Annotated in this window: 28 protein-coding genes; 14 read left to right on the top strand and 14 right to left on the bottom strand. The window is 67.6% G+C overall.

The window, feature by feature from the left end:
* Nucleotides 1-113 precede the first annotated feature (113 nt).
* From VAPA_RS28790 to VAPA_RS28780, 3 genes are all read left to right on the top strand, one after another.
* Nucleotides 114-767 (top strand): BON domain-containing protein, encoded by a 654-nt coding sequence (locus tag VAPA_RS28790; RefSeq protein ID WP_021003735.1) that lies wholly within the window; start codon nucleotides 114-116, stop codon nucleotides 765-767.
* The gene (locus VAPA_RS28785; protein ID WP_230682991.1) at nucleotides 713-1,486 is read left to right on the top strand and encodes a beta-ketoacyl-ACP reductase; all 774 of its coding nucleotides are present in this window, start codon (nucleotides 713-715) and stop codon (nucleotides 1,484-1,486) included. Before VAPA_RS28790 ends, VAPA_RS28785 begins: the two co-directional genes overlap by 55 nt.
* A 69-nt stretch (nucleotides 1,487-1,555) precedes the next feature.
* Nucleotides 1,556-2,545, top strand: coding sequence for a zinc-dependent alcohol dehydrogenase family protein (locus VAPA_RS28780; protein WP_021003733.1), 990 nt, complete (start codon nucleotides 1,556-1,558; stop codon nucleotides 2,543-2,545).
* 38 nt (nucleotides 2,546-2,583) lie between these two features.
* Here VAPA_RS28780 and VAPA_RS28775 read toward each other — a convergent pair whose 3' ends face one another.
* From VAPA_RS28775 to VAPA_RS28760, 4 genes are all read right to left on the bottom strand, one after another.
* A complete protein-coding gene (locus VAPA_RS28775) occupies nucleotides 2,584-3,420 on the bottom strand; it encodes a universal stress protein (protein ID WP_021003732.1) in 837 nt (278 codons plus the stop codon).
* Complete coding sequence (locus VAPA_RS28770; RefSeq protein ID WP_021003731.1) at nucleotides 3,417-3,821, bottom strand: hypothetical protein; 405 nt, start codon at nucleotides 3,819-3,821, stop codon at nucleotides 3,417-3,419. Before VAPA_RS28770 ends, VAPA_RS28775 begins: the two co-directional genes overlap by 4 nt.
* Before the next feature lie 29 nt (nucleotides 3,822-3,850).
* Nucleotides 3,851-4,252, bottom strand: a complete 402-nt coding sequence (locus VAPA_RS28765) for a hypothetical protein (protein ID WP_021003730.1) — start codon at nucleotides 4,250-4,252, stop codon at nucleotides 3,851-3,853.
* A gap of 129 nt (nucleotides 4,253-4,381) precedes the next feature.
* Nucleotides 4,382-4,804, bottom strand: a complete 423-nt coding sequence (locus VAPA_RS28760; protein ID WP_021003729.1) for a universal stress protein — start codon at nucleotides 4,802-4,804, stop codon at nucleotides 4,382-4,384.
* 137 nt (nucleotides 4,805-4,941) lie between these two features.
* On the opposite strand from VAPA_RS28760, the gene VAPA_RS28755 reads away from it, so the two are divergent.
* Genes VAPA_RS28755 through VAPA_RS28740 form a run of 4 tightly spaced genes read left to right on the top strand, consistent with a single transcriptional unit; the run spans nucleotide 4,942 to nucleotide 10,109 of the window.
* Nucleotides 4,942-5,469 carry a flavodoxin family protein gene (locus VAPA_RS28755; RefSeq protein ID WP_021003728.1) on the top strand — a complete coding sequence of 176 codons (528 nt, stop codon included), beginning with the start codon at nucleotides 4,942-4,944 and terminating at the stop codon, nucleotides 5,467-5,469.
* Nucleotides 5,470-5,480: 11 nt separating this feature from the next.
* On the top strand, nucleotides 5,481-6,983 hold the full coding sequence (locus VAPA_RS28750; protein WP_230559089.1) for a trypsin-like peptidase domain-containing protein: 1,503 nt from the start codon (nucleotides 5,481-5,483) through the stop codon (nucleotides 6,981-6,983).
* Nucleotides 6,980-7,354, top strand: coding sequence for a TraR/DksA family transcriptional regulator (locus VAPA_RS28745; protein ID WP_021003726.1), 375 nt, complete (start codon nucleotides 6,980-6,982; stop codon nucleotides 7,352-7,354). Before VAPA_RS28750 ends, VAPA_RS28745 begins: the two co-directional genes overlap by 4 nt.
* 52 nt (nucleotides 7,355-7,406) lie before the next feature.
* The gene (locus tag VAPA_RS28740) at nucleotides 7,407-10,109 is read left to right on the top strand and encodes a bifunctional acetate--CoA ligase family protein/GNAT family N-acetyltransferase (protein ID WP_021003725.1); all 2,703 of its coding nucleotides are present in this window, start codon (nucleotides 7,407-7,409) and stop codon (nucleotides 10,107-10,109) included.
* Between the two features lie 39 nt (nucleotides 10,110-10,148).
* On the opposite strand, the gene VAPA_RS28735 is transcribed toward VAPA_RS28740, so the two are convergent.
* Nucleotides 10,149-10,640 (bottom strand): universal stress protein, encoded by a 492-nt coding sequence (locus tag VAPA_RS28735; RefSeq protein ID WP_021003724.1) that lies wholly within the window; start codon nucleotides 10,638-10,640, stop codon nucleotides 10,149-10,151.
* Nucleotides 10,641-10,808: 168 nt separating this feature from the next.
* Between VAPA_RS28735 and VAPA_RS28730 the strand changes: the two genes are divergently transcribed.
* The 5 genes from VAPA_RS28730 (at nucleotide 10,809) to VAPA_RS28710 (ending at nucleotide 16,013) form a co-directional block, all read left to right on the top strand.
* The gene (locus VAPA_RS28730) at nucleotides 10,809-11,261 is read left to right on the top strand and encodes a universal stress protein (RefSeq protein WP_018905980.1); all 453 of its coding nucleotides are present in this window, start codon (nucleotides 10,809-10,811) and stop codon (nucleotides 11,259-11,261) included.
* 41 nt (nucleotides 11,262-11,302) lie between these two features.
* Entirely contained in the window at nucleotides 11,303-11,956 is a 654-nt protein-coding gene (locus tag VAPA_RS28725; protein ID WP_021003723.1) for a BON domain-containing protein, read from the top strand.
* Nucleotides 11,957-11,971: 15 nt separating this feature from the next.
* Nucleotides 11,972-13,024, top strand: coding sequence for an alcohol dehydrogenase AdhP (gene adhP / locus VAPA_RS28720; RefSeq protein WP_021003722.1), 1,053 nt, complete (start codon nucleotides 11,972-11,974; stop codon nucleotides 13,022-13,024).
* A gap of 132 nt (nucleotides 13,025-13,156) precedes the next feature.
* Nucleotides 13,157-13,903, top strand: coding sequence for a winged helix-turn-helix domain-containing protein (locus tag VAPA_RS28715; protein ID WP_021003721.1), 747 nt, complete (start codon nucleotides 13,157-13,159; stop codon nucleotides 13,901-13,903).
* Nucleotides 13,904-13,907: 4 nt separating this feature from the next.
* Nucleotides 13,908-16,013: a PAS domain S-box protein gene (locus VAPA_RS28710; RefSeq protein ID WP_021003720.1), complete on the top strand. Its 2,106-nt coding sequence runs from the start codon at nucleotides 13,908-13,910 to the stop codon at nucleotides 16,011-16,013.
* A gap of 24 nt (nucleotides 16,014-16,037) precedes the next feature.
* Here VAPA_RS28710 and VAPA_RS28705 read toward each other — a convergent pair whose 3' ends face one another.
* On the bottom strand, nucleotides 16,038-17,390 hold the full coding sequence (locus VAPA_RS28705; protein WP_021003719.1) for an MBL fold metallo-hydrolase: 1,353 nt from the start codon (nucleotides 17,388-17,390) through the stop codon (nucleotides 16,038-16,040).
* A 33-nt stretch (nucleotides 17,391-17,423) separates the two neighbouring features.
* The gene (locus VAPA_RS28700) at nucleotides 17,424-18,248 is read right to left on the bottom strand and encodes a universal stress protein (RefSeq protein WP_021003718.1); all 825 of its coding nucleotides are present in this window, start codon (nucleotides 18,246-18,248) and stop codon (nucleotides 17,424-17,426) included.
* A gap of 180 nt (nucleotides 18,249-18,428) precedes the next feature.
* On the opposite strand from VAPA_RS28700, the gene VAPA_RS28695 reads away from it, so the two are divergent.
* A complete protein-coding gene (locus VAPA_RS28695; protein WP_021003717.1) occupies nucleotides 18,429-18,776 on the top strand; it encodes a type II toxin-antitoxin system prevent-host-death family antitoxin in 348 nt (115 codons plus the stop codon).
* Nucleotides 18,776-19,423 (top strand): AAA family ATPase, encoded by a 648-nt coding sequence (locus tag VAPA_RS28690; RefSeq protein WP_021003716.1) that lies wholly within the window; start codon nucleotides 18,776-18,778, stop codon nucleotides 19,421-19,423. The genes VAPA_RS28695 and VAPA_RS28690 overlap by 1 nt, the downstream gene beginning before the upstream one ends.
* A gap of 31 nt (nucleotides 19,424-19,454) precedes the next feature.
* Here the strand turns inward: VAPA_RS28690 and VAPA_RS34630 are convergent, their stop codons facing one another.
* The 7 genes from VAPA_RS34630 to VAPA_RS28655 form a co-directional block, all read right to left on the bottom strand.
* The gene (locus tag VAPA_RS34630) at nucleotides 19,455-19,826 is read right to left on the bottom strand and encodes a hypothetical protein (protein ID WP_155248132.1); all 372 of its coding nucleotides are present in this window, start codon (nucleotides 19,824-19,826) and stop codon (nucleotides 19,455-19,457) included.
* Nucleotides 19,827-19,934: 108 nt separating this feature from the next.
* Complete coding sequence (locus VAPA_RS34625) at nucleotides 19,935-20,198, bottom strand: hypothetical protein (RefSeq protein ID WP_021003714.1); 264 nt, start codon at nucleotides 20,196-20,198, stop codon at nucleotides 19,935-19,937.
* A 244-nt stretch (nucleotides 20,199-20,442) separates the two neighbouring features.
* Nucleotides 20,443-21,435, bottom strand: coding sequence for a hypothetical protein (locus tag VAPA_RS28675; protein ID WP_021003713.1), 993 nt, complete (start codon nucleotides 21,433-21,435; stop codon nucleotides 20,443-20,445).
* 6 nt (nucleotides 21,436-21,441) lie between these two features.
* The gene (locus VAPA_RS28670) at nucleotides 21,442-21,927 is read right to left on the bottom strand and encodes a hypothetical protein (protein WP_021003712.1); all 486 of its coding nucleotides are present in this window, start codon (nucleotides 21,925-21,927) and stop codon (nucleotides 21,442-21,444) included.
* Complete coding sequence (locus VAPA_RS33645; RefSeq protein WP_021003711.1) at nucleotides 21,924-23,174, bottom strand: hypothetical protein; 1,251 nt, start codon at nucleotides 23,172-23,174, stop codon at nucleotides 21,924-21,926. Before VAPA_RS33645 ends, VAPA_RS28670 begins: the two co-directional genes overlap by 4 nt.
* Before the next feature lie 7 nt (nucleotides 23,175-23,181).
* The gene (locus VAPA_RS28660; RefSeq protein ID WP_021003710.1) at nucleotides 23,182-23,538 is read right to left on the bottom strand and encodes a DUF4150 domain-containing protein; all 357 of its coding nucleotides are present in this window, start codon (nucleotides 23,536-23,538) and stop codon (nucleotides 23,182-23,184) included.
* Between the two features lie 36 nt (nucleotides 23,539-23,574).
* On the bottom strand, nucleotides 23,575-24,915 hold the full coding sequence (locus VAPA_RS28655) for a DUF2169 family type VI secretion system accessory protein (protein ID WP_021003709.1): 1,341 nt from the start codon (nucleotides 24,913-24,915) through the stop codon (nucleotides 23,575-23,577).
* Between the last annotated feature and the right edge of the window lie 5 nt (nucleotides 24,916-24,920).

Below are 24,920 nucleotides of genomic sequence, written 5' to 3'. Positions count from 1 at the left end.
GCGAATTGATCCAGCGCAATGCCGCGGCGCGCAGCGTTCCTACAGTGGATGCACGGTCGCCGACGGATCTTCGCGGGACTGTTCAACCTCCATTCACTGCAAGGAAACTCCCCATGAAAACCGATGCCCAATTGCGAGATGACATCCAGGCGGAACTGGCCTGGGATCCATCGTTCAAGGCTTCCGATGTCGGCGTGATCGTCAAGGACGGCGTGGTCACCCTGACCGGCCACCTGGCCAGCTTTGCCGAGAAGTACGCCGTCGAACGCGCGGTGCAGCGCGTGCACGGCGTGAAGGCCGTGGCCGTCGAGATCACGGTCAAGCTTCCGTTCGACCACGAGCGCACCGATGCCGACGTCGCACAGGCCGCCGAGCGCGCACTCGAATGGAATGTGCTGGTGCCGGACGGCAAGATCCACCCGATGGTGGAAAAGGGCTGGCTCACGCTCAACGGCGAGGTCGAGTGGGACTACCAGCGCCGCGCCGCGGAAAGCGCCGTGCGCACCCTGATGGGCGTGCGAGGCGTGTCCAACCTGGTCACAGTCACGCCCAAGGTCAAGCCCGCCGACGTCGAGAAGAAGATCCACGATGCGCTCGCGCGCCAGGCCGAACGCGAGGCCAAGCACCTGGCGATCACGGTGACCGGCTCGCAGGTCACGCTGCGCGGCAAGGTCCATTCCTGGGCCGAGCGCAATGCGGTGCAGGGTGCGGCATGGGCGGCGCCGGGCGTTTCGGTGGTCGTGAACGATCTCGCGGTGGACAATTGACACGCGTCGCGCTGGTCACCGGCGGAACCTCCGGCATCGGCGCGGCCACGGCCGAGGCGCTGCAGTCTGCCGGCTATCGCGTGGCGGTCAACTACGGCAGCCGCTCCCAGGTTGCCGAGGCATTCACCGCGCGTACCGGCATTGCCGCCTTTGCCTGGAACGTGGCCGATGCGCCCGCCTGCACGGCGGGCGTGGCGCGCGTCGAGGCGGCGCTCGGCCCGGTGGAGGTGCTCGTCAACAATGCGGGCATCACGCGCGATGCGATGCTGCACAAGATGAGCTTCGAGCAATGGAAAGAGGTGCTCGACGTCAACCTCGGCGGCTGCTTCAACATGTGCCGCGCCATCATCGGCGGCATGCGCGAGCGGCGCTTCGGGCGCATCGTGAACATCGGGTCGGTCAATGGCCTGTCCGGGCAGCTGGGTCAGACCAACTACGCAGCGACCAAGGCCGGACTGATCGGCTTCACGAAGTCGCTGGCGCTCGAAGGCGCCTCGCGCAACATCACGGCCAATGTGGTGGCCCCGGGCTACACCGACACCGCCATGGTCGAGGCGGTCGATTCCGAGGTGATGGCGCGCATCCTGGCGAGCATCCCGGCCGGCCGCCTGGCCACGCCGGCCGAGATCGCACGCAGCGTCGTGTTCCTTGCCTCCGACGACGCGGGGTTCATCACCGGCACCACGTTGTCGATCAACGGTGGCAAGTACATGGCCTGAGCCACGCAGCGGATGCGGCTCATCCCTTCTGCAAAGGCGGGCTTCCACATGACTCACGAGCCTGAATCCATGCGCGCCATGGTACTGAGCGCGGCGATGCTGCCGCTCGAATTGCAGCGGCGCTGCATCCCGGTCCCCGGCGCGGGCGAACTGCGCCTGCGCGTGCTGGCCTGCGCGGTCTGCCGCACCGACCTGCACGTCGCCGACGGCGACCTGCCGCTGCCCGTGCTGCCGATCGTGCCCGGGCACGAGATCGTCGGCGTCGTGGAGGCGCTCGGCCCTGGCGTGGAGGGCTACCGCATCGGCGATCGCGTGGGCGTACCGTGGCTGGGCCACAGCTGCGGCGGCTGCGACTTCTGCCTCGCGGGCCGCGAGAACCTGTGCGACACGCCGCGCTTCACCGGCTACCACCGCGATGGCGGCTTCGCGAGCCACGTGATCGCCGAGGCCGCGTTCTGCCTGCCGCTGACCCTGCCCGAAGCGGATGCCGCACGCATCGCCCCCCTGCTCTGCGCCGGTCTGATCGGCTGGCGCAGCCTGAAGGCGGCCGGTGAAGGCGCACACCGGCTGGGACTCTTCGGCTTTGGCGCCGCGGCGCACCTGGTGGCGCAGGCGGCTGTGATCCAGGGCCGCGACGTCTATGCATTCACCCGGCCCGGCGACCACGAGGCGCAAGCTTTCGCGCGCAGCCTCGGTGCCAGGTGGGCAGGTGGCTCGAACGAGTGCCCGCCCCAGCCGCTGGACGCAGCCATCATCTTTGCGCCTGCCGGCGAGCTGGTGCCGGCGGCGTTGCGAGCCGTACGCAAGGGTGGCCGGGTGGTATGCGGCGGCATCCACATGAGCGACATCCCGGCCTTCCCCTATCGGTTGCTCTGGGAAGAGCGCAGCGTGGCGTCGGTGGCAAACCTGACCCGCGCCGACGCCCGCGAGTTCCTGGCTTTCGCACAGGCGCATCCGCTGCAGGTGCACGTCAAGACCTACGCACTGAGGCAGGCCAATGAGGCACTGGCCGACCTGCGCGCCGGCCGGATCGAGGGGGCCGCGGTTCTGGTGCCCTGAACGGGCGCCGCGAGCGCCCTCGCCCGGAGCCCGTGGTTTCAGTGCGCCATCAGCACCGGCACACAGGCGCGAGCCAGCACATCGCGCGTGACGCCGCCAAGAATGCGCTCGCGCGACCTGGCGTGGCCATAGCCACCCATCACGATCAGATCGGCTCCGGCCATCGAAGCGCATCCGAGCAAGGTGGCAGCGAAATCCGCGCAGCCTGCGCGTTGTTCCACAACGGCTTCGATGTCGTGCCGCCGGAGCCAGCTCGCGGCTTCACAGCCGCACCGTGCGGCCGCGGCATCCCGGGCGTGTTCCATCGACACGAGCGTGACCTGCGAAGCCCGACGCAGCAGCGGCAGCGCACCGCGCACAGAAAATGCCGCCTCCCGGCCCCCGTCCCAGGCGACCAGCACCTTGTCTCCAACCGCATCGAAGCGGCCCGTGCGAGGCAGGATGAGTACGGATACCCCGGCATGCAGCATCACTTCTTCCGGCAGGCGGCGCGCCGCATCCTCCACGGCCGCCGAGCCGTCGGCCTGGCCGACGATGAGCAAGTCGCCGGCGCGGCCTTGTGCAACGATGGCGTCCACCGGTTCGCCGTCCACCAGGCGCACGTCGAAGGACGGCGGGCCCAGCCCGCGGACCCGGTCGAGGAAGATATGCGCGACGGTTTCGGCACGCCTGCGCAGGTGAAGCGATGGCGAGACCATGACCGCCAGCCCCTCTGCCGCATACCGTGGCGGCATGACCGCTTCCTTCCGCACGCTCGTGGGCACGATCCCCCGCAGGTGGCTGCCATGGCGCTTCGCCAACCGGGCAGCCAGCAGGGCACGGGCCTCGCAGCGCTCCGTATGGTCGAGATGGACCGCGATGGTCGAGAGCGTCATGCCTTGGCCCGGGAAAGTCCGGCGCCGCCTTTGCGGGGACGCCGGCCCGCGCGCGCATTCAGCGCTGCGTTCAGCGTGCGCACCGCGTCCTGCACCACGGCATTGCGCGACGGCGCAGCGTCCGCCGCGCGGTGCTTCGGGGTGATCGCAACCCCGCGATGATCCGGTGCTTCGGACGTGCGCCAGAACGCATTGGCCGCCGCCATGGCCAGCGCCTGCCAGTCGCCCGCGCGCGAGACGGCATCCGAATCGGTGCGGCGTTGCGCGCTGCGGTCCTCCAGCATGTGCGCGCCAAGCGACAGGCACTGTGCGCCGCAGGTCTCGAGCATGGCGAGCGTGTGCAGGCCAACGCTCCACTGCGCCTTGCAGAGCGCCAGCGGAAAGGTGAAGTCGTTGTGCATGATCGGCCAGGCGAAGTCAGTGCGCCGGCCTACCGCGCAGGCGGTTGGAGGCCTTCGCGGTCCTGCATCATCTGCATGGTCATGTCCCTCATGGCCATGCAGCGCTTCATCATTTCGTCGGATGGGGCGCCGGCTTGCGGGGCCGGCGCAGCGCCCATCTGGCACATCATCGACATCCCGCCCTGCATGGCCTTCATGTGTTCGGCCATCAGCGCCTGGCGTTCCTGGGGAGTCTTGGCGGCCATCATCTTCCGGTGCATCTCGCGCATCTGCGCCATCTGCTGGTCCGACTTCATCGCCGCGGGCGCGGACGCTGCAGACGGATGGTGCAGCAAATGATCCTTGTCCTTCTTGCCGTCCGCCGAGGGCAGCGCGGTGCAACCCGCCAGGAATACCAGTGCGACCGGACCCAGTGTGCGAATAATGTTCATGGCGAATCCTTGAAGAGTTGACAAGAGATCATCGGTTCGGCGCCGGCTCGTCGGATTGACGCAGATCAAGCCCGTCTTCGGGGTCCATCGCATCCACCGTGCCACGAGCCCGGTCCTGACGACCGGTGTTCAGCGCACCAGCAGCACGGGCACCGTGCAGCGGGCCAGCACCTTCATCGCCACCGAACCCAGCACGAGGTTCGTCAGCGCACCGTGCCCGCGCGATCCCATGATCACGAGGTCGAACTTTCCGCGCTCCGCAAAATTGGCGATCTCGTCCGCGGGATGGCCGACCTTGTGGGCGAACGCCGCCTCGATGCCATGCAGCGCGAGCGCGGCGCGCACCGGCTCCAGGACGACGCGTGCCTCGTCGTCGTAGTAGGTGTGCACGAGGTCCGGCCCCGCGAAGGCCGCTGCGCGATGGGGCACCGGAAGCACCGCATAGAAGACCGTGAACGCATGGCCCGCGTTCGACCACTCCTTGTGCGCAGCCAGGTAGTCGAGCATGCGGGCCGTGTATTCGCTGCCATCCACGGCAAGAAGAATTTTCATGATGTTCCTTTGTTGGCTCTTTGGAGATGAGCGGATGTTCGCCGCCGGCCTGCAGATGCGCCTTGCTCCAGATCAAGGCAGCCGCGCTGCGCGCGGCCTACATTGATTGCTCCATGAATACACACCAAGGGTGAGCCATGAACAAGATCCTCGTGGTCGTCTACTCCTACACGGGAACCTCCCGCAAGGTGGCGCAGCTGCTGTGCAGCCAGCAGGGCTGGCCCATGGCCGAGATCGCCGAAACCCGGCCGCGCGCCGGCGCCTTCGGCAGCTTTCGCTGCCTGCTCGATTCGGTCTTTCGCCGGCGCCCGGCGATCCGCTACGACGGTCCGAAGACGAAGGACTTCGATGCCGTGGTGCTGGTGTCGCCGATCTGGGGACAGCGCCTTGCCGGGCCCATGCGCAGCTTCGTCGGCACGCGGCGCAATCACCTGCCCGACGTGGCCGTGATATCGGTCATGGGAGGACGCGGCGCACCCAATGCCGTGGCGGAGATCAGCCGACTGATCGGGCGCGCTCCCATGCTCGACACGACGTTCACCACGCACGAAGTCGACAACGGCAGTTTCGCCACCCGGCTGCAGGCGTTCGGCACGGCGGTGCGCAGCGCCGAGGGCGCGCAGTCGGCGGTCCGGCCCGCCGTCCTGTCGCCCCAGGCGGTTTGACCGGGTCTCCCGTGCAATCGATCCAGCGCTTCATCCTCGCCCCGGTGTGCGGCTGCCTGCTCGCGGTGCTCGCGGCATGCGCCACCGCACCCGCCCCGGTCGCTGCGCCGGCGTCCTCCGGCGCCGCCCGGTCCGGCGGCGCGCCTTCGGCGCCGGCCTTTTCCTCTCTTGTTGCAAGCCGCAGCGCCTCGGTCGTCGACATCAGCACGCTGCGCATCGGGCGCGACGAGAATCTGGAAGACATCGAGCTGGAGATCGCGCCCGAGCGCGACTTTGCCGACCGCCTCGCCTGGCCGCTGCCGGCCAGCGTGCGCATCAGCCAGATCCGCGACCTCGCCTCCGGCGTGATCGTCAGCAGCGACGGATTGATCCTCACCAGTGCGCACGTGGTCGCGAACATCGACGAGGCCCAGGTCCGTCTCGACGACGGCCGGCGCTTCATGGCACGCGTGGTCGGCGCCGACAGGCACACCGACGTCGGCCTGCTGAAGATCGACGCCACCGGCCTGTCCGCCGCCGTCATCGGAGACTCCTCGCGGCTCGCACCGGGCGACTGGGTGGCGGCCATCAGCGCGCCGTTCGGATTCCACGGCAGCGTCACGGCGGGGGTGGTCAGCGCGGTCGACCGTCTCGTGGGCGGCGCCGGCGACGTCCCCTTCATCCAGACCGACGTCGCCATCAACCCGGGCAGTTCCGGCAGTCCGCTCTTCGACAGCCGCGGCGAGGTCGTCGGCATGAATTCGATGATCTACAGCGGCAGCGGCGGCTACATGGGCCTGTCGTTCGCGGTGCCCATCAACCTGGCCATGCGGATCACGACGCAGCTGCGCGCGCGCGGCAGCGTCCGGCGCGCCCACCTGGGCGCGGAGTTCCAGGAGATGACGCCCGAGCTGGCCCAGTCCTTCGCGCTGCCGGCGGCTGCCGGTGCGCTCGTGGTCCGCGTCGATGCGGACAGCCCGGCGCATGCTGCCGGCCTCGTGCAGGGAGACATCGTGACGGCCTTCGACGGCCTTCCGGTCTCGCGCCTGACCGAGCTGCTGCGCCAGATCGAGGACCGTGTCCCGGGCGACCGCAGCCGCATGGAGGTCTGGCGGCACGGCGCGCAGCGCACCGTCTGGATCACGCCCTCGGAGCAGCGGGCGACCCGGACCTCCCTGCTGCCTGCCGCCGCGCCTGAATGGAACGATGGCCTGGGCCTGAGCCTGGGCGAGGTGTCCGCGGCGCAGAAGGCGCAGCTGCGCATCGACAGCGGCCTGCTGGTGCGCGACGCCACCGGGCTCGCACGCAGCGAAGGCATTCGCGCCGGCGATTTCATCGTGGCCCTCAACGACATGCGCCTCGACCGCGTCGATCAGTTCAGGCAAATCCTGTCGCGCATGCCGGCCGGCCGGCCGATCGCGCTGCTGGTGCTGCGCGACCGGCGGCTCGCGTATGTCGCGGTGCGTATGCCGGAACAACGGGCCACCACGGCAACACCTTTTCTTCGAACGCCGATTTCAACGAGAACGCAATGAAACATCTGAACGCAACCGACCGCGACATGCTGGCCCGGCAACTCGAACTCATGAAGAGCCAGGTACTGAAGGAGCTGCGTGAAAGCGCTCCAGGCGTCCATTCAGGCTCGACCGACGATGCGCACGACGTACGAAGCCACGCCGACGAGGCCGAGACCGAGCGGCAGGACGATGTGCGCTTCGCGGAAATCGAGGTCGACCGCCTGCGATTGAGCGCGATCGAGCAGGCGCAGCAACGCATCGCCGAAGGCCGCTACGGCCTCTGCATCGATTGCGGCGAGGACATCCCGCGCGACCGCCTGCTGGCGCAGCCCACGGCCATTCGCTGCGCCGCCTGCCAGGCGCTGGCGGAGGCAGGCCACCGCCGCTGACCCCCGACGGCCTCGCCGAGCCGGGCAAAGGCCGAACCATCCGGAGATCCCATTGAGCATCCGCCATCTCGATCGCCTGCTGTCGCCGGCCTCCGTTGCCGTATTCGGCGCTTCGGCCCGGCCCGGCAGCGTCGGCGCCACGGTGTGGCGCAACCTGCGCGCCGGCGCTTTTTCCGGACCGGTCTACGGGGTGAATCCGAAGCACGCCACGCTGGACGGCGTGCCGGTGTACGCCCGGGCCTCGCAGCTGCCCGCCGCGCCGGACCTCGCCCTGATCTGCACGCCGCCGCACACGGTGGCGGCGCTGATCGGAGAACTCGGCGCGCTCGGCACCCGCGCCGTGGTCATCGTGACCGCGGGCCTGAGCGCCGAACAGAAGCAGGCGGCGCTCGATGCCGCGCGTGCGAACACGGTTCGGCTGCTGGGGCCCAACTGCATCGGGCTGCTGAACCCGCACATCGGCCTCAATGCCAGCTTTGCCCATTGCGATGCCCTGGCCGGAGACATCGCCTTCGTGTCGCAGTCGGGCGCGCTCGCGACCGCGGTGCTCGACTGGACGCGCAGCCGCGGCGTCGGGCTGTCGCACCTGGTTTCCCTGGGCGACCATTGCGACGTCGACTTCGGCGACCTGCTCGACCACCTGGCCAACGACGCTCGGACGCGGTCGATCCTGCTGTATGTGGAAGCCATCGAGTCGCCGCGCAAGTTCATGTCGGCCGCGCGGGCGGCTGCACGCAACAAGCCCGTCATCGTGGTGAAGGCCGGACGCGCCGGCAACGGCGTGAAGGCCGCCGCGTCGCACACCGGCGCGCTGGCAGGCTCGGACACGGTGTACGACGCCGCCATCCGGCGCGCCGGGATGCTGCGCGTGGACACCTTGCAGGAACTGTTCCTCGCCGCCGAAACGCTGGCGCGCTTCCGCACCAACCGCAGCACCGAGCTCACCGTCATGACCAACGGCGGCGGCGCCGGCGTCATGGCGGCCGACGCGGCCGCGCGCGCCGGCATCGCCCTGGCCGAACCCGGCGTGGCGCTGCTGGCACGGCTCGATGCCGTGCTGCCGGCGAACTGGTCGCATGCCAATCCGATCGACATCATCGGCGACGCGCCGGTGGAGCGCTATGCCGAAACCCTTTCGGCCCTGCTGGCAGAGCCCGACACGGGTGCGGTGCTCTTCGTCCACGCGCCCACGGCCATCGTGCGCAGCGAAGACATCGCACGCGCCTGCCTGCCGCTGGTGCGCAGCCACGCCTCCCGCGTGATGAGCGCATGGCTCGGCGACGCGGCCGTCGCGCAGGCGCGCAAGCTCTTCGAGGACGCCGGGGTGGCCGACTACGCCACGCCGGAAGAGGCGGTGCATGCCTTTGCGATGCTGCAGACCTACAGGCGCAACCAGGAGGTGCTGACCGAGACGCCCGATGCCAGCCGCAATCCCTTGCCTGATGCAGCCACAGCGCTCGGCCTGCTGGAAAGCGCCCTGGCCGAAGGCCGCGAATGGCTGCACGAGCACGAAGCCAAGGCATTGCTGAAGGCCTACGGCATCGACACCGTTCCCACCATCGCGGTGGCCGATTCGGCCGACGCCGCGGTTGCGGCCGCGCGCGAGCTCGGCTATCCGGTGGCGCTGAAGATCCTGTCGCGCGACATCACGCACAAGTCGGACGTGGGCGGCGTGCGGCTGGCACTGGCCGACGACGCGGCGCTGCGGGACGCGGTCGGGACGATGCGCAACGCCGTCGCCGCCGCGCGGCCCGGCGCGCGCATCGACGGCTTCACGGTGCAGCCGACCGTGCATCGGCCCCATGCGCAGGAAGTCATCGTCGGCGCCAGCATCGACAGCGTCTTCGGCCCGGTGATCCTGTGCGGACAGGGCGGCACCGCGGTGGAAGTCGTCGCCGACAGCGCCATTGCGCTGCCGCCGCTCAACCGGGCCCTGGCGGGCGAGCTGCTATCGCGCACCCGCGTCTCGCGCCTGCTGGCCGGCTACCGCGACCATCCGCCGGCAAGGCTCGATGCGCTGCACGACGTGCTGGTGGCGGTGTCGCAGATGCTGGCCGACCTGCCGCAGTTGGCCGAGCTCGACATCAACCCGCTGTGGGTCGACGAGCACGGCGCCCTGGCACTCGATGCGCGCATTCGGCTTTCGAAAACGCCAGTGGGCGGCGCCGAGCGCTTTGCCATCCTGCCCTACCCCACGCAATGGGTTCGCACGCAGCAATGGAATGGCCGCTCGATCGTGGTGCGGCCCATCCGCCCCGAAGATGAAGCGCAGCACCGGCGCTTCATCGAATCGCTCGACCCGCAGGACATCCGCATGCGCGTCTTCCACAGCCGCAATGAACTGCCGCGCAGCGAACTTGCACGGCTGACGCAGATCGACTACGACCGCGAGATGGCCTTCATCGCCGAAACCCGGGACGCGAACGGCGCAGCCGAGACACTGGGCGTGGCACGCACCGTGAGCGACCCCGATAACGTGGAGGCCGAGTTCGCGATCATCGTGCGCTCCGACCTCAAGGGCCAGGGGCTCGGCACGCTGCTTTTCGACCGGCTCATCGAGCACGCCCGGCATCGCGGCATCGAGCGGCTGGTCGGCCTGGTGCTGCGCGAGAACACCCGCATGCTGGAGCTGTCGCGCGCGATGGGCTTCGAGGCCGATCCCGCCGAGCCCGCGGACTCGGGGCAGCGGCGCATGGTGCGGAACCTGGCCGATGAGAAGCCGCCGCCTGGGCGCCTGGCCGACCGCGGGCGCTGAGGCATCACGGCCGCCCCGCCGTGGGGATGGGGTCCCCGCTCAGGTGGTGGTGATGTCGACGCGCGCCTGGACGCCGGCCTCTTCCTCACCCGACGGGGCCCGCACGAGCAGCACCGGAACCGGCGCCAGGCGCAGGATCTGCTCGGCGCCGCTGCCCAGCAGCACCCGCCCGACGCCGCGGCGCCCGTGGGTGCCGATCACGATCAGATCGGCGTTCCAGGCATTGGCCTGTTCGGCCACAAGATCGCACAGGCGGCCCGCCAGCGAGGTGAACAGCAGGGTCTCGGTACGGATGCCGGCGCGTTCCGCGCGCTCCCTGCCCTGCTGAAGGATCTGCTCGCCGGCCTCCTCCATCAGCGGCAGCAGGTCGGGGGAGGAGAGGCTTTCGAAGCCCGTCACGTATTTCAGTTCGTCCACGACGTGGATGAGCCGCAGGACGGAGCCCATGAGCCCGGCCAGGCGGATCGCCTCGTCCAGGCCCCGCAGGGAGGTGGGGCTGCCGTCGATGGGAACAAGAATGCGGTGATACATGCTGAATCCATCATGAAGTGGAGTGTGGCTTCCAGTCTCCGCACAGTTTCCTGTCGCTGGCTTGACGTGGCGCAAGTCCGCACCCGCGGCCCGGCCGAAAAATCGAAGCGTTCGCCGATCGGCCGGTGGCGAACTCCCCTTCAGCCCGGCCCAAAGGAAGACAGCGCCATGTACCACCGCATTCTTGTTCCCATCGACGGCAGCCCCACTGCGGAACGCGGGTTGCGCGAGGCCATCCGCCTGGCGGCCGAGCAAAAAGGAAAACTGCGCCTGCTGCACGTCATCGACGACTTTCCGATGCTGATGGAAATGTCCACCATCTCCAGCTTCGATGCCAGCCTGCAGAAGCTGCGGGAGTACGGGGAATCCGTGCTCGCGGCCGGCAAGGCCGCCGCAGCGCAGTCGGAAGTCGAGGTCGACACCATCCTGCGCGAGGTCACGCGCGGACGGATTGCCGACGTCGTGATCGAAGAGGCCAAGAACGCCGCATGCGACCTGGTCGTGATGGGCACCCATGGCCGGCGCGGTTTCAGCCGCCTCGCGCTCGGAAGCGACGCCGATCTCGTCGTGCGCGGCAGTCCGGTGCCCGTGCTGCTGGTGCGACAGGAACCGGGCGCCTGACCGGCCCGGCGCAGCGATACCAGCCAAGGAACAGGAATCCAATGAAATCCGACACACAGCTCAAAGCAGATATCCAGGCCGAACTCGAATGGGATCCGGCCGTCACTTCGGCGAATGTGGGTGTCATCGTCAACCACGGCGTGGTCACGCTGACGGGCCATCTCGGCAGCTATGCGGAAAAGCTCGCGGTGGAACAGGCCGTGCAGCGCGTCAGCGGCGTGAAGGCGCTGGCCGTCGAAACCTCGGTGAAGCTGGCCGCCGGCCTCGAACGCACCGATGCCGACATCGCACAGGCCGTCGGGCACGCGCTCGAATGGAACGTGCAGGTGCCCCGCAACGCGGTCCAGCCGATGGTCGAGGGCGGATGGGTCACGCTGACCGGTGAAGTCGAGTGGGACTACCAGCGCCAGGCCGCGGAATCGACGGTTCGCAACCTGTTGGGCGTCACCGGCATCACGAACCTGGTGAAGATCAGGCTGCAGGTGTGCTCCGCGGATGTGGAACGGCAGGTGCAGGACGCGCTCATCCGCGCGTTCCATGGCGAGCCGCGGCAGGTTGCGGTCGACGTGCACGGCTCGCAGGTCGTGCTGCGCGGCAAGGTGCGCTCCTGGGCGGAGTTCGAAGCCGTCCGCGGCGCCGCCTGGTCCGCGCCGGGGGTGGTTTCGGTGGTCAACGAACTGGCTGTCGAGGCCTGAGGAACGGAAAGCGCCATGCAAACCATGAAGGCTGCCGTCGTCCGGGAATTCGGCCGCCCCCTGCAGATCGAGGAAGTCGCCATTCCGGAGGTCACGCCCGGCCAGGTGCTGGTGAAAGTGGTCGCATCGGGCGTATGCCACACCGACCTGCACGCCGCGGATGGCGACTGGCCGGTGAAGCCTTCGCTGCCCTTCATTCCGGGCCACGAGGGCGTCGGCTTCGTCGCGGCCATCGGCGCCGGCGTCAAGGACGTGAAGGAAGGCGACCGCGTGGGCGTGCCCTGGCTCCACACGGCCTGCGGGCACTGCGAACACTGCATCACCGGCTGGGAAACGTTGTGCGACCAGCAGCAGATGACCGGCTACACCGTCAACGGCGGCTACGCCGAGTACGTGCTGGCCGACCCCGGCTATATCGGGCGGCTGCCCGCCAACGTGGGCTTCACCGAGATTGCTCCGGTGCTGTGTGCCGGCGTCACGGTCTACAAGGGCCTGAAAATGCTCGACTGCAAGCCGGGCGACTGGGTGGTGATCTCGGGCGTCGGGGGCCTCGGGCATCTTGCCGTGCAGTATGCCAAGGCCATGGGATTCCACGTGGTGGGCGTCGACATCCACGACGGCCAGCTCAAGCTGGCGAAGGCGCTCGGCGCGGACATGGTCATCAATGCCGCCACCCAGGATCCCGTGGCGGAACTGCAGCGCACCTTGCGCGGCGCGCACGGCGTGCTGGTCACGGCGGTGTCGCGCAGCGCCTTCGGCCAGGCGCTGGGCATGCTGCACAAGCGCGGCACGATGGCCCTGGTGGGCCTGCCGCCCGGCGACTTTCCGCTGCCGATCTTCGACATGGTGCTCAACGCCAAGACGGTGCGAGGCTCGATCGTCGGTACGCGCAAGGACCTGCAGGAGGCGCTGGAATTCGCCGGCGAAGGCAAGGTGCGAACCGTGTGCACCGAGGACAGCCTGGACAACATCAACACGGTACTGGACCGCATGCGGCAGGGCCGGATCGAGGGCCGCGTCGTGATGCGCATAGCGGATGGCGAACAAGGAGCCCCGGCGAATCCGTGAACGCGCTGCCGGACACTGGGCACGCTGGCCCCGGGCGAGCGAAAATGGCGTGCCGCGCACCAGATGTGCGTGCTACGCTTGTACAGTCCTTAACAATGCTGTGACATTCGGCCTCGAATCCACGCTTTCCGAATGAAATCCGCCTCTCACATCGCGGTCCTCGACGACGAGGTCGAGATCACGCTGCTGCTGGCCAATTACCTTCAAAGCCATGGTTTTCGCGTGACCCAGCTGCACGACGGCCCATCGCTGATGACGCTGATGGACAGCGATCCGGCCGATCTCGTGCTGCTCGACCTCGGGCTGCCCGGCGAGGACGGCTTCTCCATTGCCCGCCGCATGCGCGAAAACTGGCGCTGCGGCCTGGTCATCGTCACTGGCCGCGGCGATGCGGTGGACAAGGTCGTCGGCCTGGAAGTGGGCGCGGACGACTACGTGACGAAACCATTCGACCTGCGCGAGCTCGTGGCGCGGGTCAAGGCCGTGCTCAGGCGCCTGACGCCCGACGATGCACCGGCGGCCGTGCCCGCATCGGCCCAGCCGGCCAGCCTCGCCTCTGCCGACCGGCTGCGCTTCGCCGGCTGGCAGCTCGACCTCGCGGCACGCAGCCTCACGAACCCGCGGGGCCACAGCGTGGCGCTCACCGGCGGCGAATTCGACCTGCTGAGCGCGTTGGCGCGGCACCCCGGGCGCGTGCTGTCGCGCGACTTCCTGCTCGAGCAGACGCGCGGACGCGAAGCCGCACCCTTCGACCGCACCATCGACGTGCAGGTCGGCCGGCTGCGCAAGAAGATCGAGGCCGACCCGGACGACCCGCAGATCGTCAAGTCGGTGCGGGGCGCAGGCTACATCCTGGTTCCACCCGTCGCGCAAGGCTGAGGTCATGAACCCGCCCTCTTCCCCGATCGCCCCCCCCTTGCCGGGACTGCCTTCGGGCGTTGAAGAGAGCAGCGTCTTCCGTTCGCTCTTCATTTCCTACCCGGACTCGCTGCTGCTGGTCGACCAGGCCGGCCGCATCGTGCTGGCCAACCCCTCGGCAGCCAACCTGCTGGGCTACACGGTCCACGAACTGGTGGGACTGAACGTCGACGCGCTGGTGCCCGACAGCATCCGCCCGCGCCACGCTTCCTACCGCGAGGCCTACGGCCGGGCGCCACGCCCCAGGCCCATGGGCACGCAGATGGAGCTGGTCGCCAAGCGCAAGGACGGCAGCGAGGTGATGGTCGAGATCGCGCTCAGCCCGCTGCAAAGCCAGGGCCTGCCCTTCGTCGTTGCCGCCATCCGCGACATCGGCGCCTATCCCCGCGTGAAGCAGGCGCTGCAGCGTGCGCGCTACAGCGACCACCTCGCGCAGCTGGGCCGGCTGGCCGTGGACACCCGCGACCTGCAGGTGGTGCTCGACCACGTGCCCGCCATGGCCGCGGAAGCGCTGGAGGTCGAAGTGGCCATGGTGCTGCTGCTGGAGAACAGCCGCCTCGAATTCCGCGTGGCCAGCGGCGTGGGCCTGGTGCCCGGAGAGGAAATCGGCGCGCGCATTCCCAGCCATGCAAACACGCCGCCCGGCTTCGTGTTTGCCGAGGGACAGCCGGTGGTGGTGCCCGACTACCGCGAAGAGCGGCGCTTCGCGGTGCCGCAGGCGTACCTGGACGCCGGACTGGTCAGCGCGCTGGCCGTGCCCTTCTACGACCGGGGCCGGTTCATCGGCGTGCTGACCGTGCGATCGCGCGAGGCCAAGCGCTTCGGCGACGAAGAGTTGCGGTTCCTCGAATCGCTCTCCAACCTGCTGGCCACCAGCCTGCAGCGGGTGCAGACCGAAGAGGCGCTCAGCCACGCCCAGCGGCTCGAAAGCGTCGGCCAGCTCACGGGCGGCATCGCGCACGACTTCAACAACCTGCTCACCGTCATCCAAGGCAACCTGCAGGTGCTCGAAGAGCTGCCCGCCATTGCGCAGGACGGCTACGCCCAGCAGCTGGTGGGGGCCGCGGCGCGGGCATCGCGGCGCGGCGCCGAGCTCACGGGCAAGCTGCTGGCGTTTTCGCGCCGGCAGATGCTGCAGCCCAACGCGGTGGACACGCATGCGATGCTGCATTCCCTGGCCGACATGCTGCGGCGCACGCTCGACCAGCGCATCGGCATCGCGATCGACGCCGCGCCGGGTTGCCCGCCGGTGCTCGCCGACCCCGGTCAGCTCGAATCGGCATTGCTGAACATTGCCATCAACGCCCGCGACGCCATGCCCGAAGGCGGCACGCTGCACTTTCGCGCCGCGGCCTGCGGCGCGCTGCCGCCGGAGGTGCACAACGAGCTCAGCGACCATGACGCACACGGCAGTTTCGTGGCCATCTCGGTGGTCGACAACGGCACGGGCATGACCGAGGAAGTGAAGGAGCGCGCCTTCGAGCCCTTCTTCACGACCAAGGAAGCCGGCCGGGGCACCGGCTTGGGCCTGAGCGCGGTGTACGGCTTCGTGAAGCAGTCCAAGGGCGCCGTGGCCATCGCGACGCGGCCGGGCGCGGGAACGACCGTGACGCTCTATCTTCCCCAGCTGTACGACCCGGCTCCTGCGGCTGCAGAGGAGGAAGAAGACGGCGAACAGGCGATTCCCGTCGGCCTGCGGGTCATGCTGGTCGAGGACGACGCCGAAGTGCGCAGGGTCGTCCACACATTTCTCGTGACGCTCGGCTGCAGCGTGGTGACCGCGGGCAATGCCGAGCAGGCCTTGCTGAGCATGGAAACGGATGCGGGCTCCTTCGACGTGCTGCTCAGCGACATCGCGCTCGGGCCCGGCATGCGCGGAACCCGGCTCGCCACCGAGGCGCAGCAGCGCTTTCCCCGGCTCGCGATTCTCCTGATGTCCGGCTTCTCGTCGGAGCTGCTCGACGCCGACCGCGACGTGCCGCAAAGCTGGGAGCTGCTGCGCAAGCCCTACACGCGCGGCGAACTCGCGCGCGCATTGGCCAAGGTACTGGCGGCCGCACGGCCCAGCTAGCCGCCGGCTGGCGCCGCCGAGCCGTCACAGCTCCCGCGACTCACGGTAGTCGGGCACGGTGCAGGGCCAGCCGTAGCGCTCCTCGACGGCCAGCCTCAGCGCGTCGGCGGCCACGGGTTCGCCGTGCGTCACGAACACGCGGCGCGGTGTTTTCTGGGACGAGAGCCAGGCCAGCAGTTGCTCGCGGTCGGCATGGGCGGACAGGGTCTCGAGGTTCGCCACTTCGGCACGCACCGGCACGTAGGTGCCGTGGATCTTCACCGCGTCCGCGCCGCCCACCAGCGTCGCGCCGCGCGTGCCCGCGGCCTGGAAGCCCGCGAACAGGATCGTGTTGCGCGCATCGGGTGCGTAGGCCTTCAGGTGATGCAGCACGCGGCCGCCCGTCGCCATGCCGCTGGCCGACACGATGATCGACGGATAGGTCAAGGTGTTGAGCCGCTTCGACTCCTCCAGCGTGTTGACGATGATCGTCTTTCCGCTCATGTCGGCGCATTGCTCGGCGCTCATGCGGTGCTCGTCCAGGTGCGCCTTGTAGAGACGGGTGGCATCCGCGGCCATCGGGCTGTTCAAATACACCGGCATGTCCGGAATGCGGCCTTCGCGCTTGAGCATCTGGATGCAGTACAGCAGGGTCTGCGCGCGCCCCACCGCGAACGCCGGCACGACCAGCACCCCGCCGCGCGCAGCCGTGCGGTTGATCACGGCGGCCAGTTCGCCGAGGGTGTCCGCGTCCAGATGCAGCCTGTTGCCGTAGGTGGACTCCACCACCACGTAGTCCGCCGGCGCGGCCTCCTGCGGCGGCCGCATCACCAGATCGTCGCTGCGGCCCAGGTCGCCCGAGAACAGGATGCTGCCTTGCTCCCATTCCACGCGCAGGCTGCCCGCGCCGAGGATGTGGCCGGCCCGCACCAGCCGCCATGACCAACCGGGCCAGGGCGAGAATTCTTCGTCGAACGAAACGCATTCGAACCGCTTCAGCGCAGCGCGCGCCTCCTGCTCGGTGTAGAGCGGCAGTGCAGGCTTGTGCTTCGAAAACCCGTGCCGGTTGGAAAAATCGGCCTCTTCCTCCTGCAGCCGGCCGGAATCGGGCAGCAGCAGTTCGCACAGTTCGCGGGTGGCGGCCGTGCAGTACACCTTCCCCTTGAAGCCGAGCTTCACGAGCCGCGGCACGAAGCCGCTGTGATCGATGTGGGCATGCGTCAGCAGCACGGCATCGATGGCCGACGCATCGAAAGGCAGTGCATCCCAATTGCGCAGCCGCAGCTGCTTCAGTCCCTGGAACAGCCCGCAGTCCACCAGCAGCCGCCGGCCCTCGTGCGTCAGCAGGTACTTGGAACCGGTCACGGTGCCGGTGCCGCCCAGAAAATCGATGCGCATGGCTGCTCCTGCGTATTTTTTATCAGTTTGTCGTCAATGCGACATCAGCACCGGCAGTGTCATCGACTCGAGCATCGTGCGCGTGGCACCGCCCAGGATCCATTCGCGCGCCCGGCTGTGGCCGTAGCAGCCCATCACGAGCAAGTCTGCGCCCAGATCCGCGGACATCGACAGCAGCCGGTTGCCGGCATCCCCTTCTCCGCTGGCGTCCGCATGCAGCGACACGTCGGCAATCCCCTGTGCGGCAAGATAGCGCTGCAGTTGCTTCAGGGATGCTTCGGCGTCCTCGCCATAGCAGGCCGCGTGCACGTTCGAGGCGGCGCGCAGCCAGGGCAGCGCGGCCGATACCGCGCGCGCGGCCTCGGGGGTTTCCTTCCATGCCAGCAGCACGGTGCCGGCCGCCGCAACCAGCGGCCCCGCATAGGGCAGCACCAGCGCGGGCCGCCCGCTTTCCACCAGCAGGTGGGGCAGGAAGTCACCGGGCAATTCGGAGGCCATGGGATCTTCGGGATTGCGCTGGCCCAGGATCACCAGGTCGGCGTACAGCGCACGGCGGGCAAAACCCCACGGCGCGTCGCTCTCCGGTTCGCTCCAGTGCATGCGGTGCGAGCCCGCCGCCTGGGCCGTGAAGCTCGCGTACATCCTGTCTCGCGCGGCCTTGTCGCCCTCTCGCATGATCGCGATGGCTTCTGCGGCGCCTTCCAGCGCGAACGGATAGCGCATGAGCGCGGACAGGGTGCACGGCGCACCGGTCACTTGCGCATCGAACGCCTCGGCCAGGCTGCGCGCAAACCTGATGCGCTCCGCCGTGCGGGCCGAGCCATCGAGGTGCAGGAGAATCGATCCAGGGGTCTGCATGGAAGTTTTCTTCGGAGTTGGCGGCAGGTGCGCAGACCTTAGGCCTCGTGGGCGGCACGAGCCTTGCGCAATATCAATCCGGGCGCCCGCGCCGCCGCCGGCTTTGCCGGAAAATGGCTTCCTCCGGGCCTTTTGTCCATTTTTGCTATTTTTGCCATAATGGCACCAAAGGAGCACACCATGGCCGCCGTCCTGCCCAACCTCGATGAACTGCCGCGTCAGAACGCATCCCACGTCAAGAACCGCTGGGGCGACGTGGTCCGCCAGGTCCAGAAGACCGGCAGCCTGGCCGTGACCAACCATTCGACGGTGGAGATGGTGCTGCTGACCGCGGCCACCTACAACCAGCTGGTGGAAGACGCGCAGGCGCTCAAGGCGCGCGAGCAGTCGGTGCTCGACGAACTCGGGCGCCGCTTCGACGTTCGCCTGGGCGTGCTGCAGCAGCCGGATGCGGCGGCGCAGGTGGGCAAGCTGTTCGCTGCCAAGGGCAAGCTCGGGCGCCGTCCCAAGGCAGGCGACACCTTCTGATGGCGGCGGCCGCGCGCCCGTTCATCCTGGTGCTGGCCGGCGTCAACGGGGCGGGCAAGAGCTCGGTCGGCGGTGCTTTGCTCGCCGACCACGGGCTGACCTGGTTCAATCCGGACACCTGCGCGCGGGAACTCATCGCGCAACTGGGGCTGACGCCCGAAGAGGCGAACGCCCGCGCATGGAACCTCGGCCGCGAGCGGCTGGAAGCGGCCATCGCGCAAGGTTCCAGCTACGCCTTCGAAACCACGCTGGGCGCGAGCACCATTCCCGCGCTGCTCGCCCGCGCCGCATCGAGCCACGACGTGGTCATGATCTTCTGCGGGCTTTCCTCGCCCGAGCAGCACATCGCCCGCGTGCGGGCGCGCGTGGCACGCGGCGGCCACGACATTCCCGAGGCCAAGATCCGCGAGCGCTGGATCGCATCGCGCGCCAACCTCATCCAGCTGCTGCCGAAGCTGACGCGGCTGCAGGTCTTCGACAACAGCGCGGAAGCGCCGCCCGGCGGCGACATTGCAGACCCGGTGCTGGTGCTCGAACTGAGCGCGGGCGAGCCCGTCTTTCCACAGCCGGGCGACCTGGCCGCGCTGGCGGCAACGCCGGCCTGGGCGCGGCCCATCGTCCAGGCGGCGATCGAGCTGCTGGGCTGACGAATCGCCGATCTGGTCCATCTTGGCTTTGTCAACGGAACAATTCAGACTCCATAAATTCGGCAAAGCAAGTGACGCGATAGATTTGATAGTCGATCAGACTGATCAGCAGGTGCATGCTGCAGGCTTCAAACCGCCAGACGTAGGCCGCCACGTCGTCATTGACGAGCATTGAATCCGGCTTGCGTCCCACACGCGATACGGCTTGCTCTGGCGTGTGGTGGTACTCGATTCCAAAAGGCAGTTCACCCTCGAAGCCATCGCTGTTCGAGTCACCACGTCGATTGACGCGAAAGCCCGCGAAAACTGCACCATCCAGCGCAAATTGCCGGCCGCCCAACGCTTCATACTCTTGGGCATTGCGATAGCAGAGAGCAAGACCGTGGCGCGGAACCAGGCTCACAGGATCTCGTCGCAATCGGCCATCTCAAGATGGTCGGCCTGCCAGCCGAGCGGTTCCACTTCCTTAGTCCCTTAGTCCGTAGCCCTTGAGCTCGAATTTATGACGCCATCAATCAATTTGTCGTAATCGAATTTCTTGAACATCTGAGCCGCCGCGGCGTAGGCCTTGTATGGCGCCTCCGACGTCGAACACGGTGTGCACCACCGAGCTGCCCCAGCTGTTCCACCAGCTCTCTTCCTTGGGCGTCTCGGGCTTCACCTCGGGGTTGGCCTGCTTCGCCTTGCCGGCGGTCGAGGGCGTCTCGCCAACCACGGAGCCGAGCGTGTTGCCGTTGGCGTTGGTCCCGGGCTTGCGGGGTTTGAGTTCGGGCAATTCCAGCGTCGGTTGAGCCCGGCGAAGCTCCTTGAAGATCTTCTACTTGCGTGAAGGACCGAGCCGGTCTTTAGTCATAGCACCCACGTGCCAGCAACGTGACGCGATAGATCCGAAGAAGGGCAATAGGTCGTTCAGTGTCATGCGTTGCGCTCCTGTACACGCAGCATCGGTCATCACGGCGACAACTCCGGACTCGATCAGTCCGGCGTCAGGGCCATGGAAAACCACGCGCGCACCAACCTCACGCTTGTTCGTTGCGCCGCAGATAGCCCGGCGCCATCAACGCGATGCACTCTACGCAGTTGCGCACGGTGTCGTAGTTCACTCGCACGTCCATCTGCGGGAAAGCCCATTTCGCGAACCCCCAGACCACCATGGTGTCGTCCCATGCGAGAGGAGGCATCGGTATCTTTTGCTTCAGCACCGACGGCGTGTCGTCGAAGTCGAGTTCAAAAGGAAGCGTGCCTTTCCACTTGCGGGAAGGGCCGAGCCGGGCCCTGGTGAGATTGACGCCGGCAAAAGACGGCGTGCCGTCATCGGCAGGCCTGGCGGGATCGAAGTACAACTCGAATCCGAAAGCCCGCCGGCGATCGAGGTGCCCGTCCTCGCTCTCTGCCAGCCAGTTCTCCACATCGAAGGACTCGAATGCCTCGCGGAATTCGGGCGCATCCATGGACTTGCCGAAAAGGCCGACAAGCGCTTCGTGAGTCGGATACTCCGCCGGCCGCACCAATTCGCTCTCCGGATAGAACAGTCCAAAGGACAGGTCGAAGACGCCCGGCTGCTCGGGTCGGGTGATGTCGCCCGGCTGGTAGGTCACGCTCATGTAGCGCTCGCCGAACCACCAGCAATCGCGCAGGTAGCCGTGCAACCTGTCTTCGTACTGCGTCATGCGCTCGCGGACCTGCTGGCGCGTATCGCTCCAGGAAATTCCGTAGGGCATCTCGCCTGCATAGGGCAGGTACTGCCCCTCGACTCCCGCGGTGACCGTCACGGTGCGCAACTGCAGCGTGCTGTTGCCCCACTGCCGCGGCGGCCGGTTTTCCACATAGGCGAGGTCCTGGAACGACAGGCAGAGGCCGTGCTTGCTCAAGCGAAAGAGCACCTCGTAGGGGCTCTTGAAGGGAGACGGCTTCTCCGGGCGCCGACGCACGCCGAGTTCGTCCAGCAACGCGACGAGCTGCGCATCAGTGGAGTCCACCCCCAGCAGCGAGAGAAAGCTGAACAGGCTCACTGCACGTCAGTCCTGTTTCATCCAGTACGAAATCACTCGAATCTTGCCCGGACTCTTCCACTGGATCGTCAATCTGAAGTCGGGCAGTTCCCAAAAGTGGATGTCGAGGCGACCGACGCGGGTCGGCGCTCCTAGCTTTTCCACGGCATCGGCCACTGTGTCGGAGAACCGCAGGTCCTTCCACAACGGCCCCTTGTAGCTCTCGTACTCGTCCTCGTGGCCCCAGAAGCCGCAGTGCGTCATCAGGAATGGGCCTTCGCCCACGTCGTGATACTCCTGCTCGAACACCAGGCCTGCGTCCTTATACGTGAAGCCTATGCCAAGAGTCGGCGCGCTGATGTTGTAGATCTCCAGGCCACTATCGAGCTTGACGGCATCGGACCATACGATGCCGAACGGCGCCACAACCTTGCTTCCCTGTTCGCTGTCGAATGGCTTGGCGATCGCAGAGACAAAGTCTTGGGCCTCCGGGTATCGGTGCGGCGCTTTCATAAGATTCCTTTCCATGGATTCGTGGTTCGCTTGCCTTCGAGAGCGTCGTCGATCAAGCTGTTCAGAAACTTCTTGTACTGATCATTCGAGACCTTGTCGATGACCTTCGACGCCTCCTCCAGGGCCTTTGCGCAGTCCTTGTGATTGTCACTTTTCTCGATAGCGTCCCTGTGATTTTTGGTGTCGCGTCGGGCCGCCCCAGCGAGGTCCTTCGAATCTTTGTAGTTTTCGTGATTTCCGGTGGTGGGACTCGCTCTGTGAATCTCCTTGGGCACGGCGACGGTCTGTGCGTGGGTGTAAATCTTTCCGCCTTCGCGCTGGCCATTCTTTCCGACTTTCCCGAACAGCGAGTCACGCTGTGCGGGGGTCAGATCGATGCCGTCCTCGAGCAGCATCTTTTCCGCCATGTCCTTGAGCGAGGCCACATTGGGGATGTGATCCCGCTCCATCTCATTGCCCAGGAAATCGCCGGCCTGTTTCCCGTAAGTCGCGCGCCCCCCGCACTTCGGCTTCTTGCCCTTCTTGACCTGCGAGTCCTTCTTTTTTGAACCGCCCCCGCCACCGACCTCGGCCTTCTGGGCCGCCTCCTTTTCGAGTTTCTCCTTGGCCAGCCTTTCCGCTGCCTCCTTCTCGAGGCGCTCCTTCAGCAGTTTTTCGGCGAGTTCCTTCTCGGCCTTCTCGAGCGCCATCTTGCCGCCCCTGTAGGCCAGCTTGCCGGCCTTCGTGGCGGCCCCGCCGCCAGGGATCAGGTTGGCGGCTGCGGAGACGCCCGAGATCGCGGCGTTGGCCATGTCGCCTTCGGCCGCATAGATACCCGCATTGATGCCGTCCGAAAAGATGCCCACCACCGGAATGGCGCCACCCACGTCGAGCACCGTGTGCACGACCGAGCTGCCCCAGCTGCTCCACCAGCCCTCTTCCTTGGGCGTCTCGGGCTTCACCTCGGGGTTGGCCTGCTTCGCCTTGCCGGCGGTCGAGGGCGTCTCGCCAACCACGGAGCCGAGCGTGTTGCCGTTGGCGTTGGTCCCGGGCTTGCGGGGTTTGAGTTCGGGCAGTTCGAGCGCCGGTTGAGCCTGGCGAAGCTCCTCGTACTGTTCGTGCGACATGTGCCATGTCTTCTCCGCCGGCCCGAGGTCGGAGGGAAAGTACAGCATCGACACGGAGTCGGCGTAGTTGTAGCCCACCAGGCGGCCGCCACCGCCGACTTGCCTGATGAAGGCGGGCCTGATGTCGAGGTTGACCGTCATCCGCGCCCTACTTTCCGTTCATCCAGAACAGATCGTCATGGCGCACGAGCAGCTTGCCTTCGGCGCGCACGGTGCCGCTGTGGTCCTTCGGGTAGCACTTGCCCTGCACGGTGCCGCTCTTCACGCCCTTGGCCGCGCCTGCCGCATCGCCGATGGTGGTGGGCACGACGCTCATGTCGTAGACCACCACCGGATGGCCGTTGGCGCGCACGCTCTTCGCCACCGACGTGGTGGTCTGCAGCTGCGCAGTGACCGGATAGGGCACAGGCGGGATCGAGCTGCCCATCGGCGTCTTGCACACGTCGGGGGCGAGGCTCACCACGCGCCAGCTGCCCTCCTTGCGGGCCGTGACGTTGGCGCTCATTGATGCTGTCTCATTGATGCACCCTTGGCGCTGCGCTCATCGCGAAGGCTCCATCGCTCCGGATTTCACGTCGCGCGCGGGCCGCACCAATGGCGCCTGCGGATCGGTCTCGAAACGTGCCTCGACCACACGCACCGGCGCGTCCGAGGGAATCCACATGCGATGCACCAGCGACAGCGTCATGGCTTGCGCATCGAGGAGAAGCGTGTCCGTGACCATCGGCAAGGGCAGCAACGCGCCGTTGTCCAGCCTTGCCAGCACGAGCGCGCGATGCCCCGGCAGCGTGACCGACAAATGACCATCGGGGGTCAATGCGGGATCGCTCAGGTTCCAGAGTTCGATGCGCGCATCGGGCGACAGGTACGGGATCTGCTGGTCGACGGGCGCGGCATTCCAGTAGCCGAAGTCAAAATCTCTCGGCAACCATGGGTGACGTTGCTCAAGCCAGGCGTCGTCGTACGTGCCGGCCAATGCCAGCCGCGGCGCCCAGGCACGACCGACCACACCCAGGCCGGCGGGCGTCCCGCCGTAGCCCCTGGCCGTCTCGGCCATGGTCCGGGCATCCTGGTCGACGCTCTCGTGCCTTGCGATCACCGGCTCCTGCATGCGCGTTCCGGCCGCTTCGATCTGCGGGGCCGCCATGCGCTCGACCTCGGGCTGGCCTGCGCTGCGTGCCTGTTCGAGTTCACGCTGCTCGATCCAGCCGCGGCCGAGCGGATTGGAGAAGCAGACCTCGTCGAGCAGCGGCGGCTCGTCCTCGGGGGCACCGGCCCGGCGCAGCAGGCTGCGGCCACCCAGGGCGTACTCCCAACGCATGGGCAGGCTCGCAATGGGTTCCGATGCCGTACGGTCCCAGTTACGCCTGCCGCGCCGATACAGAATGGCCGGGCCGCTGACGCAGAGTCGCTTGTCGAGCACGGCATGGGATGCGGCAAGCGCTTCCACACGGCGTATCTGGCTGTCCCACTCTTCCTGCTGTCTCGACGTCAATCGCGCGCCAGGATGCAAGGGCCGCGGCGACTTCGGCGGGTGCAGCCACTGTCGCCCTGCCGTCACCTTCACACGCACTGCCCATTCGGGCGCAGGCACGCCGCGAGGCGCGTGCGCGATGGCGTTCACGATCACGTCGCAGCGCGGCTTGTACGGCGCGAGGTCGCTTTCCTCCCGCGGGCCGGAGGCCCCCACTTCGCCCCAGTACTCGTCGCCCATGGCGAGTGGCACCGGATCGCCGTCGTTGACCAGCGCCTGCCAGTACCCGCCCGCCCCGTGCACGAGGCGGTAGCCGACCTTCATGGCAACCACGCGGTACTCGCGGTCCGATGGATCGATGGCGCGAAAGCACATCGCGTCGAAAGGCGTGAGGTTGCGAAACTCCACGGCGC

This window comes from Variovorax paradoxus B4 (assembly GCF_000463015.1).
Taxonomy (GTDB): domain Bacteria; phylum Pseudomonadota; class Gammaproteobacteria; order Burkholderiales; family Burkholderiaceae_C; genus Variovorax; species Variovorax paradoxus_E.
This window is presented reverse-complemented; position numbering and strand designations above follow the sequence as displayed.

Excerpts from the sequence above, each read along its gene's own strand:
- VAPA_RS28790 (WP_021003735.1), top strand. The coding sequence starts at position 114 with ATGAAAACCGATGCCCAATTGCGAGATGACATCCAGGCGGAACTGGCC.
- VAPA_RS28785 (WP_230682991.1), top strand. The coding sequence starts at position 713 with ATGGGCGGCGCCGGGCGTTTCGGTGGTCGTGAACGATCTCGCGGTGGA.
- VAPA_RS28780 (WP_021003733.1), top strand. The coding sequence starts at position 1,556 with ATGCGCGCCATGGTACTGAGCGCGGCGATGCTGCCGCTCGAATTGCAG.
- VAPA_RS28775 (WP_021003732.1), bottom strand. The coding sequence starts at position 3,420 with ATGACGCTCTCGACCATCGCGGTCCATCTCGACCATACGGAGCGCTGC.
- VAPA_RS28770 (WP_021003731.1), bottom strand. The coding sequence starts at position 3,821 with ATGCACAACGACTTCACCTTTCCGCTGGCGCTCTGCAAGGCGCAGTGG.
- VAPA_RS28765 (WP_021003730.1), bottom strand. The coding sequence starts at position 4,252 with ATGAACATTATTCGCACACTGGGTCCGGTCGCACTGGTATTCCTGGCG.
- VAPA_RS28760 (WP_021003729.1), bottom strand. The coding sequence starts at position 4,804 with ATGAAAATTCTTCTTGCCGTGGATGGCAGCGAATACACGGCCCGCATG.
- VAPA_RS28755 (WP_021003728.1), top strand. The coding sequence starts at position 4,942 with ATGAACAAGATCCTCGTGGTCGTCTACTCCTACACGGGAACCTCCCGC.
- VAPA_RS28745 (WP_021003726.1), top strand. The coding sequence starts at position 6,980 with ATGAAACATCTGAACGCAACCGACCGCGACATGCTGGCCCGGCAACTC.
- VAPA_RS28735 (WP_021003724.1), bottom strand. The coding sequence starts at position 10,640 with ATGTATCACCGCATTCTTGTTCCCATCGACGGCAGCCCCACCTCCCTG.
- VAPA_RS28730 (WP_018905980.1), top strand. The coding sequence starts at position 10,809 with ATGTACCACCGCATTCTTGTTCCCATCGACGGCAGCCCCACTGCGGAA.
- VAPA_RS28725 (WP_021003723.1), top strand. The coding sequence starts at position 11,303 with ATGAAATCCGACACACAGCTCAAAGCAGATATCCAGGCCGAACTCGAA.
- adhP (WP_021003722.1), top strand. The coding sequence starts at position 11,972 with ATGCAAACCATGAAGGCTGCCGTCGTCCGGGAATTCGGCCGCCCCCTG.
- VAPA_RS28715 (WP_021003721.1), top strand. The coding sequence starts at position 13,157 with ATGAAATCCGCCTCTCACATCGCGGTCCTCGACGACGAGGTCGAGATC.
- VAPA_RS28710 (WP_021003720.1), top strand. The coding sequence starts at position 13,908 with ATGAACCCGCCCTCTTCCCCGATCGCCCCCCCCTTGCCGGGACTGCCT.
- VAPA_RS28705 (WP_021003719.1), bottom strand. The coding sequence starts at position 17,390 with ATGCGCATCGATTTTCTGGGCGGCACCGGCACCGTGACCGGTTCCAAG.
- VAPA_RS28700 (WP_021003718.1), bottom strand. The coding sequence starts at position 18,248 with ATGCAGACCCCTGGATCGATTCTCCTGCACCTCGATGGCTCGGCCCGC.
- VAPA_RS28695 (WP_021003717.1), top strand. The coding sequence starts at position 18,429 with ATGGCCGCCGTCCTGCCCAACCTCGATGAACTGCCGCGTCAGAACGCA.
- VAPA_RS28690 (WP_021003716.1), top strand. The coding sequence starts at position 18,776 with ATGGCGGCGGCCGCGCGCCCGTTCATCCTGGTGCTGGCCGGCGTCAAC.
- VAPA_RS28670 (WP_021003712.1), bottom strand. The coding sequence starts at position 21,927 with ATGAAAGCGCCGCACCGATACCCGGAGGCCCAAGACTTTGTCTCTGCG.
- VAPA_RS33645 (WP_021003711.1), bottom strand. The coding sequence starts at position 23,174 with ATGACGGTCAACCTCGACATCAGGCCCGCCTTCATCAGGCAAGTCGGC.
- VAPA_RS28660 (WP_021003710.1), bottom strand. The coding sequence starts at position 23,538 with ATGAGCGCCAACGTCACGGCCCGCAAGGAGGGCAGCTGGCGCGTGGTG.